The sequence below is a fragment of the Candidatus Enterococcus avicola genome, from assembly GCF_047470845.1.
GTDB lineage: Bacteria > Bacillota > Bacilli > Lactobacillales > Enterococcaceae > Enterococcus_D > Enterococcus_D casseliflavus.
On sequence record NZ_JBLGTY010000043.1, the window covers coordinates 1 to 10,044 of the forward strand.

The window sequence follows — 10,044 nt, forward strand, 5'->3', positions numbered from 1 at the left end:
GTGATATTTCCTCCAGTGTGTTTTCTTATATTTTACACACCTTATCTTTTCTGTCTAGTTAAGTGTAGCCTATTCAGTCAATATATTCAAGGCAATCTGCCTCCTCATCCTCTTCATCCTCTTCGTCTTGGTAGCTTTTTAAATATGGCGCTTCATAGAGTAATTCTGTAAAGGTCCAATTCTCGTTTTCATACCTCGGTATAATCTTACCTATCACCTCAAATGGTTCGCTGGGTTTATCGATATCTTTCAGGTGCCCTGCTTTCATTTCTGTAATCACTGTTCCCGCCTCTCTTCTATATCAGCGGCATATGTGCTATCCAGGCAGCCGGTTTTACCAGTGTATTTTTTATACATGTCCCTGGTATATTTTGTTATATTCCTATCATACTCCGGATAGGCATAATGAAGCCTTTCCGCCACCTCACCGGATACCGCCCTGAACAATTGATGGCATAGAAATAATGCTTCCCATATGTTTTCATAGGAATCCATCCGGTAGGTGGACAAAAGTTTCTCCCACAAATCCTCGGATATATACCTTTCAATAAACTTATAGTTCTTGCCTACACTTAATTTAAAGCCTGTTTCGATGCCGACCTTCCATGATATCATTCTCAGCAGCTCATGGCGAACAATCTGATTAAAATGATCAATAGCAAATAAAATTTCCTTACGGCACAATCCTTTAATAACATAAGGTGTTACATTCCAAAATTCATTGCAGCAATCATCATACTCCCTTGCGCTTGGCTTTCTTACATGATAATCTATATCAGTCGGAACTATGTCCCTTTTAATTCTACAATCTTTATCAATTAGAACCTTTATTAATTTATTGCCCTTTAGGTAATTATCTAACTCTTCCAAGGGCAATAAGGTAAGATCAATTTTATTGTAATCATCAAATAGCATAAGATAGGAAAATCCCTTTTCTTCAGGTGGGAATAATTCCATATCCTCCGGCTTTTGCATCATTATTATATTCCCAAATTGATTAAGCCAGTCATCATTAGATATAAACGGTTCTATATCACTTACAAAATATGTAATATCATAATCCTGAAATTCATCTTTAGGTATATTAATATTTGCGCGTGACCCCTCAAGGGTCACAATTCGAATACGTTCATCCTGTTCTGCTAAAGAAAGTACTAAATCCATCATTTCTTTTTCTGATCTCATTTACATACTCCTCGTTTATTTTTTCTATATTATTACATCTTCTTTTTTGCCGATACAATCAGCATCATTGGGCGTCGCATTTCATCCGCCATCCCCGGAATATCCATCATGTTCTCTGGCGGCTGTGGCTCCACAATCTGATTTATTATAAAACTATTTGAAAGCAGTGTATTTAGATATGTGGTCAGTGTTCTATGATATTTTGTAACCTTTTCTTCCAAAAACATAGCTGTCCGTTTGCCCTCATAATAATAATTGTCCACCGGGAAATGCAGTATTTCTCCTTTTTCGTTATAATACCAGTCTTGTGTTCCATGAGCAGTAAAAACAGGATGTTCAACTGTAAAAACTAAATTGCCACCAGCCTTCAGCATCCTATATATCTTTTTTATTAAATTCTCATAGTCTGCTACATAATGAAACGCAAGCGAACTTAGTATTACATCAAAGCTCTCCTCTGGGAAATCCACATCTTCTATGGCACAGCATTCATATTCAATCTGTGGAAAATGGGTTTTTCCTTTTGCTACTTCGAGCATTTTATGAGAAATATCAACACCTACTACAGAGGAAGCACCGTTTTCCATCGCATATATACAGTGCCATCCATAGCCGCATCCTAAATCAAGCACACGCTTACCCTTAAAATCAGGTAGCATCTTTTTCAAAGTCTCCCATTCTCCCGCACCAGCCAGTCCTTTCTGCGAGCGACTCATTTGACTGTATTTTTGAAAAAATATATTATCATCATATTTGTTTTCTTTCATCTGAACTCTCCTCGTTTAAAAAGTTATTTATCTCCGATACAATTTCATTCACTTCTTTATAAAGTTTCTCGGTCATATCGTAGCATTCAAAAAGTGAGATACCGAGTACTTCAAAAATATGATTTACCTTCTCGGTATATTTTTCAGGTTTATGTTCAAAAGTTTCAAGCAGTTTTATAGCTTTCTTTTCGTTGATACAATAAGCATTATTACATGCAAATAGTACTTGATTTAAGCATGAAATAATACGAAAAACATGGCCTGCAATATAATATTTATCCTCTACCCCCGCATTTGCTTTTACAAACATTAAAGAGAATTCAGCTTCAAATATAAAAAAGTTCATCAAGCTTTTCTTTAGAGCAGTAGGGTAAATTTCTGCCTGCTTTTTTAATTCGCATAAGCTTTCGTTCTTAGCATATAGTATTTTACTAATCGCTAATTCTCCACGATACATTGCACTTATATAACCATGGGGATGCCCGGTCTGATAATTGGCAGTAACAATTCCTTGCTCCGTATCTTTGATTATTTGTTCTACCCGTTTTATATCACGTAAAATCAAGTCAACATGATACCCATTTATAAATAACCATCCGCCGCCATTAATCCAATCACCCCACGCTCCGGGAGGCACAACAAGGTTGTTTCTATTTTTATCATCCAATTCTGTAGCAATTTGATTAATCGCTGTCAGGTCAAATGAGTCTGAATTGTAATAGATTCCGATATCTATATCAGAATTTTCTGTATGGGTGCCTCTTGCACGTGAGCCCCCTAATACGATGCCTTCTATAAAAGGCAAAGATGATAATTTCTCTGTTACTATTTGAATAACATTACCTACCATATAAACATCCTCCTTTATTCGTTAGATATTTTTATTTCTTCTCCATCTGGTAAAATAAATGCCTGCACAAACTTGACACCTAGCACATCAGCAATGGCCTTCAACTCATCCAAGGTTACTGTTTCTCGTTGTAATTTTTTATTGAAATTCTGTGGAGTCTGGCCAATACGTCTAGCAAGTTCGGAAACACTTATATTCATTTGCTCACACAGTTCTTTAATCATTTCTGCCGTAGTCATACAGCACCTCCAAGTTTACGCTAAGAATATTGTAAACCATTTGATTGATAAACACAATAGTTATTAAAATATTATTATAATCAGCAAGCAAAAGAAAACCCACAACTCTACTGTAGAGTCATGGGCTATTTACTTTGGGTTTTTATATTTCCATTTCGATGCCAGATTTGAAGACTATGACGAAGTGGTCTTCATACACTGTAACGCTCTGGATTATCTTCCTTACAAGCTTATCATCATATTCTAAGGTGCGGAATTTGTTTTTGCGGATAAATTCAGGCTCTATAATTTATAGAACTGATGAATCATTTTTTGATTCATCAGTTCTATTTTAGTTTATTTAAGTAGAAAAGCATGTCGTCTATCTAGTAAAATTAAAGTACCAACCAAAATCTTAAATAGAAAGGACGACATGTCATGACTAATCATATCAAAAAAATGTTGCGAATTAAAGAAAGATTTAAATTTAACTTGTGTTGAAGAAGGAAAATACAAAGGTGTGAACACATTAATTATCACTGGTACCTACTCACCTAAGCTTACGGCCTGTAAGTATTGTCAGTCTCATGCGAACGATGCAGATGAAAAGAAAACCATTGTAAAAAATGGGAAAAAAGAAGTGACAATTCGTTTGGAATCATATCAAAATATTCCAACTATTTTAAAGCTAAAAAAACAACGATATTTTTGTAAAAACTGCCATCAACATTGGACAACTCAATGTTCTATCGTTGAAGAAAATTGTTTTATTAGTCGATTCATGACATTTAGAATACTAGAATTATTAACTCAAAAAATATCAATGACCGTTATCGCTAAGATATGTCATGTATCACTCACAACCGTTATAAGGGTCCTTAAATCTGTTGAAAAACATTTACCTGAAACGCTTAAACCACGCTCTTTTCCAAAAGTTCTAATGGTTGATGAATTCAGATCTCATGCCACCTATGAAGATAAAATGAGTTTTATTTGTGCCAATGGTGAAACCGGTGAACTGGTTGATGTTCTTCCTAGTCGTAGACTTGATAAACTAATGAATTACTTCAATCGTTCTCCCAAGGAGAAACGAGAACAGGTAAAATTTCTAGTGACAGATATGAATGCGGCTTATTTTCAGTTAACTAAAAAAATCTTTCCTTGTGCAGCTTTAGTCATTGATAGGTTTCATATCGTTAAACACTTAAACCAAGCTTTTAATGACTTTAGAGTCAGGGAAATGAAAGCATTAATAAAGAATCACCAGCGTTCTGAAGCCAATAAGCTAAAAGTAAATTGGAAATACCTATTAAAGAATCAAATGACTGTTTCTAGTTCAGAATATAAAAATTGGAGAAGCTTTCCTTCACCTAAGTTTCCCCCTCTAACAGAATCAATGATGATTGATCGTCTTTTATCATTTTCTACAGACTTAAAAGAAGCCTATGGCGTGTTTCAATTATTAACCTATCACTTTAGAAATAAAGATCCAGACTCATTTTTTGATTTATTAAAGAACTTACCGACTACCTTAGATCCACTATTTAAACAGAAGATTGAAAATCTGATTAATTATGAAGAAGGGATTCGTAATGCTTAACGTATAAGTATTCTAACGGAAAAATAGAAGCTAAAAATACTCATATTAAGATATTAAAAAGAGTATCTTATGGCTTCAAATCTTTTAGTAATATGAAGATAAGAATTTTTATGATAAACGACCTTGTCACAATTGAATAACTAAAAAAAGATGATGAATTTGAGAAAATTCTCAAATTCATCATCTTCAATATTTGTCTCATCAGTCCGATTTGACAAAGAGCCCGTTTTTTTATGTTTTCCTTACTTACTTAAAACAGTCACACATTCAATATGGATTGAGAGGACAGAATGAATGTCATTTGTGTATGTCCGTTCTCGGAAACATATCCACGACACTTTTTGCACTATCGGTAGACGGGAACATATCCATAGGCTTCGCTGTTTTTTGAAAAACTGAGGTATGCTGTTAATTTTCAGTACCCAATACTGTGAATAACGTTACTCTCCTATTCACTAATGTAATTCAACAATCTTTCTAAAATGTCATGTGTAACTTTTAAGTTGTATTGTTCAATAAGGTGACTTTGCAAATCCATAACTAATAGCAAAGAATTTTTATAGGCTTCAAATAATTCTACCTTATCTAATCGAGCAGTGGTCTTTGCAAATTTTTTATAATTTTCAAGGCTAATTTCTTTTTCAAGGTTTTTACTCATGTTTAGCCAATTATCAGCATTTTTTTCTGCCATACGTATAAGTTGTAGTGTATTTTTTTGAAGTTGTGATAAGAGTTCTAATGAACGAGCATATTCTCCTCTTTTTAGAACGTTGATTCCCATCAACCATAGATTAGAGAAATTACACAACAAAAAATTAGCATTTTCTTCAGTAAGTCTATTTGGTCTTGCACCACTTATCTCTGATAAATAATTTTCTAATTGCCCTGTTTCATCGTAAATAAGCATAGCCTTCGTATCAGGAATATAACCTGAATCTTTAAACGAGGGGATTATGTTCATATCTTTTTCAGAAAGGAAATGAAATTCCCCACGTATAAGATTATCAAAAATAACTACCTCTGTTCCGTACTCATTTTTATAAAGCATCAAGTACGGAGCTACGTCAAACAACCAGTTGGATGAATCAAAGTTCGAGGTTATACTATCTTTCAAAAATATATAGAACTCTATATCAGAGTATTGGTCACCTTCTCCTTTGGTAAACGATCCATACATCATACAAGCTGTAATTCGTTCATCTGACTCAGTAAGATTCTTAACGTTTGCAATTAATTCTTTTTGTTTTAACATTTCTTCACCCTTTCATGTAAATATCTTTTAGTTATTGTGGCAACTCAAAATCTCTACAAACCTAAATTAATATTTTTCGTACAAATGTTATTGCAAAAAGCATCATCATGCTCCACAAACAATAGTGTAGGACAATATTCCAAAATCATTTTTTCAATTTGGATACGTGAAAAAATATCAATATAGTTCAATGGCTCATCCCATATATACAAATGTGCACTTTCACAAAGGCTTTTAGCAATTAGTACTTTCTTTTTCTGACCAGCACTAAAATCCACCATGTTCTTATCAAACTGCTCTCTATTAAAATCCAGTTTACGAAGAATCGTTTTAAATAGAGTTTCATCGATCTTATTATTATAGGCAAATTCAGATAGATTACCTTTTAAATATGAAGTATCTTGCGAAATATAAGAAATTTTTAGTCCACTTGCTAGCATAAAATTTCCGGTAAATTTAATATCATCTCCATTAATCAATTTTAGGATACTAGACTTACCACTCCCATTTTTTCCGATAATGGCAACTCTATCACCAATATTGACTCTGAAATTAAGATTACTGCATACTTCTTTATCTCCATAAGACAATGATAAATCATTCGCTTCTATTAAGCACTCTTTGTGAAATTCAAGTGGTGAAATTTTTAAGTCATCATATTGTTCAATGTTGTGGAGCAGTTCTGATTTTTGTAAAACGGCTTCCTGATGTCTTGACTCAATATTTTTGGCACGTTTCATCGCTTTTGCAGCCTTATGTCCAACATAACCCTTATCCAGTTTTGAACCAGAATTTGTTGTTCCATATTTACTTTTTTCTACTTTATTTGACCAGTTTGAACTACGTTTTGCTGCATAAGACAACCTTCCTATTTCTTTAAGGAGTTTCTTGTTTTCTGCCAGTTCAAAATTATCTTGTAACGTTTTGTTCTCCCACCAAGAAGTAAAATTTCCCTTTTGGATTTCGATATTCGTTTTATTGATAGATAGTATATGGTCAACACATTGATCAAGTAAGCTTCTATCATGAGATACCAAAATAAACCCCTTCTTGCGTTTCAAATAGTTTTGCACTACATTACGTGCATCGATGTCAAGATGGTTTGTAGGTTCATCAATAAGCAGGAAACAACTCGCTGTAAGGAATAAAGCTGCAAGAAGGACCTTCGTTTGCTCACCATTTGACAATGTATTAAACGGACGATATAAAGCATCTTCTTGAACATCAAGCAATGATATTTCACGAAAAATCTCCCAATCCATACATTCCGTACAAATACTCTTCATTACTTCAATTGTATATAGACTCTTATCTTCCACATCATAAGGAAAATACTCAAACTTAACTGTAGAACTTATATTGCCGGAATACGCATATTTGCCAAGCAGTAAATTTAAGAAAGTAGTTTTACCGCGTCCGTTTCTTCCAATAAAACCGAGTTTCCAATCTGTATCTATCTGAAAACTTACATTTTCAAAAATATTGTCATAACTTCCTTCATATGAAAAAGTTAGATTTGAAACATTTATTAAGGACATATATTTCTTCCTCCTTTACATTATAAAAATTTTATAAGCAAAGTCGGTTTTCGGCATTAATTACTCTATAATGTTATCCAACTCTGCAAGGATTTTGTCATGAATGACATAGTATCATTGTCTATCACGTTTATCTTCCTTTCTTTTACAAATATTAAAAGCCGCAAGAAAGTAAATTCTTACGGCTCAAAAACAAATACTATTATTACCTTTTGTTATACATAACATAAGGTTACTGTAATGTATTATTGAGTGTAGAATACTTAACTTTCTTGCAATTTGCATAACAAAACAAACGGTTCTATAGCCGTTTCTTTAAATATCTTATTATGCATCATATAATTAGCAAGAAAAGTTATACATTCTTCCACCTCCAAGTCGTTTTATTATATCATATTATCTTTAAAAATCCAATATAATTCTTCTGTTCTCTTTCTAAAGATTACCCTTCTACATCAATCTCGACTCCTGATTTGAATTCAACGGCGAACTTATCATGAAATACCGTAACTTTTTCTATAAGCCTCCTTACTAACTGCTCATCATATTCCTCTAACTCACAGGATTGTTCATTAAAGAAATCAGTCATTTCAGCGATTCGTTGCCTTTTTCCTTCACGCTCTGCATTTTCAACAAGTGCATTTTGCTTCAATTCTCGAAGGTGGTAGATTTCATCAGCCACATCTTCATAGTCATTCTTGGATTTTGCTTGGATAAGAAGCTGTTGTTGTAATTCTTCCAATTTGCTATCAATATCATTGGTGGCATTATCATTTTCTTCATTAAGTATAGTAGCTATGTTTTTCTGCAACGCCTGGAGGAAGGGTTCTTTGTTAGCCAAAAGTTCGTTAATAGCCTTGACCACTGCTGTCTGCAATGTTTCCTCGTTTATGGTAGGGGCAGTACATTCAGATCCTTTTTCCTCCAAACGGCTGACGCATCTCCAAACAATAGACTTGTAACCTCGGTTATTCCAGTGTACCCGGCGGTAAATATCACCGCACTGGCGAGCAAACTGCAACTGCAACTATGCAGGCACTTAATCTTAAAAGAACTACTTTCTATAAACTGGTGAAGGAAGTGATTGTATGATGACGATGTGTCCACGATGTTTAGAGCTATACAGTGAAATTTGGTCGAAGCCTTGTTGTAAATGCGCCGATAAGACCATTCCTGTTGATATTGAACTCATCAATGTCGTTCAGATGCTGCTCACTAGAGGCTTCGATGTATCTTATGCCACTTGTTACCCAGATAAAGAACAAGGTGAGATCGAAGCTATGGAAATTGAGATTCACTTTAGGGAATTGTATCCGCAGGCTCTCTTTGATGGTCTCCCACCTGACTGGATTGTAATTGACGAATACCCAGTTCTTGGCGGTAAGGTTCTTGATGAACCTGTTGATATCCTTACATGTGCAATCGAATATCGATTTGAAGAGAGCATCCATATTCAAAAGGATATCGCTATAAGCAATCTGGAAACATGGCTCGAAGAGAAAGACCCGCAATCTTGTAGGGCTATCCTTACATTGGCCGGCTTCTGAAAAAGTAAGACCCTCTCAACAGTAATGATCTGCTGAAAGGGTACTTTACTTTAATCTATGACCTTGAAGTGCCTTAATGCGTCTTTAATAGCTTCTACTTTATATTCTGGTGCTGGTTTATATGGGCGTTTTAGTTCTTCAACTGCGTTTGGTGCGTCGTACATCGGCAGGCCTAAGTTTCTTTTGACCTCTGCAATGTTTGCAGTGTGAACTTTGAAGCCGTACTTTTCTTCGATATACTCCTGAATAAGCCTGTAGGTGATACGATCTGGCTGGATTTTTCGGTCGTCTGCGTACTCCATTTTTACACTGATAAAATCGTCTGCACTTTTGTGGGACAATAAAACACACGTCTCAACGTGGCTCTAGTTGATGGCATTGATGTCTTAAGCTGATTTTTAACCCTTTCGTTCGCGGGAACGTATCAACGGTATTTTGATTATTTTTTAAGAAACTGATATATGGGGGAACATATCGAAGCAATCAATAATGCACATTAACAACTAGTCTTTGTTATATTTAAACTATTCGAAAAGGTAATTGGATATTAAGGGAAGACTCTATAGACTTTTTCATATGATTAACGAGTTCAGCCACCTCAGATTCCATTCCTTCCCACTTGTCAACACACTCTCCTAAATAAGCCTCTCTCGCTTTGTTGAGTAAAGTAGCATGCTCATCGGGTAATTGAGGTATCGCCCATTCAGCTGCCAGATCTTTTGAGCGAATTTCACCAGTAGATGCTGTCAGCCACATTCTGGCTAAAGTTAAAATCACATTGCGTTCGTCACCGTTAATGCTAGCTATCAACCCGGGCAACGATTCTTTAATTGCTTTTCGAATATCTGTCATTGGCACAGGCTCAATTACTTCTGTTGCCTTTGGTCCCAAAAGGTTAATACTATTTTTTCTTAGTTGTGCTAAAAGTATTGCTAAATCCGGATCATAAGTCGACTCAGGAATTTCTCCCTTTTCAAACTGCTCTCTTAGCCACTCGCCATACATAAATTTGAATAGGCTACACTTAACTAGACAGAAAAGATAAGGTGTGTAAAATATAAGAAAACACACTGGAGGAAATATCACA

10 protein-coding genes and 3 pseudogenes are annotated in these 10,044 nt (G+C 34.8%); 2 read left to right on the forward strand and 11 right to left on the reverse strand.

The features are described 5' to 3' along the window. Positions 1-76: 76 nt before the first annotated feature. The 6 genes and pseudogenes from ACI3E5_RS17280 to ACI3E5_RS17305 all read right to left on the reverse strand — a co-directional run. A pseudogene (locus ACI3E5_RS17280) lies at positions 77-280 on the reverse strand (streptothricin acetyltransferase); the annotation flags it as partial. Then, a complete protein-coding gene (ant(6), locus tag ACI3E5_RS17285; RefSeq protein ID WP_139896888.1) occupies positions 277-1,185 on the reverse strand; it encodes an aminoglycoside 6-adenylyltransferase in 909 nt (302 codons plus the stop codon). The gene ant(6) and the pseudogene ACI3E5_RS17280, both read right to left, overlap by 4 nt. Before the next feature lie 32 nt (positions 1,186-1,217). After that, on the reverse strand, positions 1,218-1,952 hold the full coding sequence (locus ACI3E5_RS17290) for a class I SAM-dependent methyltransferase (RefSeq protein ID WP_000662263.1): 735 nt from the start codon (positions 1,950-1,952) through the stop codon (positions 1,218-1,220). Beyond that, entirely contained in the window at positions 1,933-2,802 is an 870-nt protein-coding gene (locus tag ACI3E5_RS17295) for a nucleotidyltransferase domain-containing protein (RefSeq protein WP_071661597.1), read from the reverse strand. The genes ACI3E5_RS17290 and ACI3E5_RS17295 overlap by 20 nt, the downstream gene beginning before the upstream one ends. A gap of 14 nt (positions 2,803-2,816) precedes the next feature. Beyond that, positions 2,817-3,041: a helix-turn-helix domain-containing protein gene (locus tag ACI3E5_RS17300; protein WP_000205227.1), complete on the reverse strand. Its 225-nt coding sequence runs from the start codon at positions 3,039-3,041 to the stop codon at positions 2,817-2,819. Positions 3,042-3,183: 142 nt separating this feature from the next. Further along, positions 3,184-3,270 (reverse strand): annotated as a pseudogene (locus ACI3E5_RS17305) (site-specific recombinase); the annotation flags it as partial. A gap of 188 nt (positions 3,271-3,458) precedes the next feature. On the opposite strand from ACI3E5_RS17305, the pseudogene ACI3E5_RS17310 reads away from it, so the two are divergent. Next, positions 3,459-4,760: pseudogene (locus tag ACI3E5_RS17310) on the forward strand (ISL3 family transposase). Between the two features lie 308 nt (positions 4,761-5,068). Here ACI3E5_RS17310 and lnu(B) read toward each other — a convergent pair. From lnu(B) to ACI3E5_RS17325, 3 genes are all read right to left on the reverse strand, one after another. After that, complete coding sequence (gene lnu(B) / locus ACI3E5_RS17315) at positions 5,069-5,872, reverse strand: lincosamide nucleotidyltransferase Lnu(B) (RefSeq protein ID WP_002294514.1); 804 nt, start codon at positions 5,870-5,872, stop codon at positions 5,069-5,071. 53 nt (positions 5,873-5,925) lie between these two features. Beyond that, positions 5,926-7,410: an ABC-F type ribosomal protection protein Lsa(E) gene (lsa(E), locus tag ACI3E5_RS17320; protein ID WP_002294513.1), complete on the reverse strand. Its 1,485-nt coding sequence runs from the start codon at positions 7,408-7,410 to the stop codon at positions 5,926-5,928. Positions 7,411-7,852: 442 nt separating this feature from the next. Further along, a complete protein-coding gene (locus ACI3E5_RS17325) occupies positions 7,853-8,437 on the reverse strand; it encodes a recombinase zinc beta ribbon domain-containing protein (RefSeq protein ID WP_002294511.1) in 585 nt (194 codons plus the stop codon). A 61-nt stretch (positions 8,438-8,498) separates the two neighbouring features. On the opposite strand from ACI3E5_RS17325, the gene ACI3E5_RS17330 reads away from it, so the two are divergent. Then, complete coding sequence (locus ACI3E5_RS17330; protein WP_002325145.1) at positions 8,499-8,957, forward strand: hypothetical protein; 459 nt, start codon at positions 8,499-8,501, stop codon at positions 8,955-8,957. Positions 8,958-9,007: 50 nt separating this feature from the next. On the opposite strand, the gene ACI3E5_RS17335 is transcribed toward ACI3E5_RS17330, so the two are convergent. Both ACI3E5_RS17335 and ACI3E5_RS17340 read right to left on the reverse strand, forming a co-directional pair. After that, positions 9,008-9,259: a hypothetical protein gene (locus ACI3E5_RS17335; RefSeq protein WP_002294510.1), complete on the reverse strand. Its 252-nt coding sequence runs from the start codon at positions 9,257-9,259 to the stop codon at positions 9,008-9,010. 217 nt (positions 9,260-9,476) lie between these two features. Then, the coding region (locus ACI3E5_RS17340) for an aminoglycoside adenylyltransferase domain-containing protein (RefSeq protein ID WP_498822133.1) at positions 9,477-10,044 on the reverse strand (568 nt) is incomplete at its 5' end.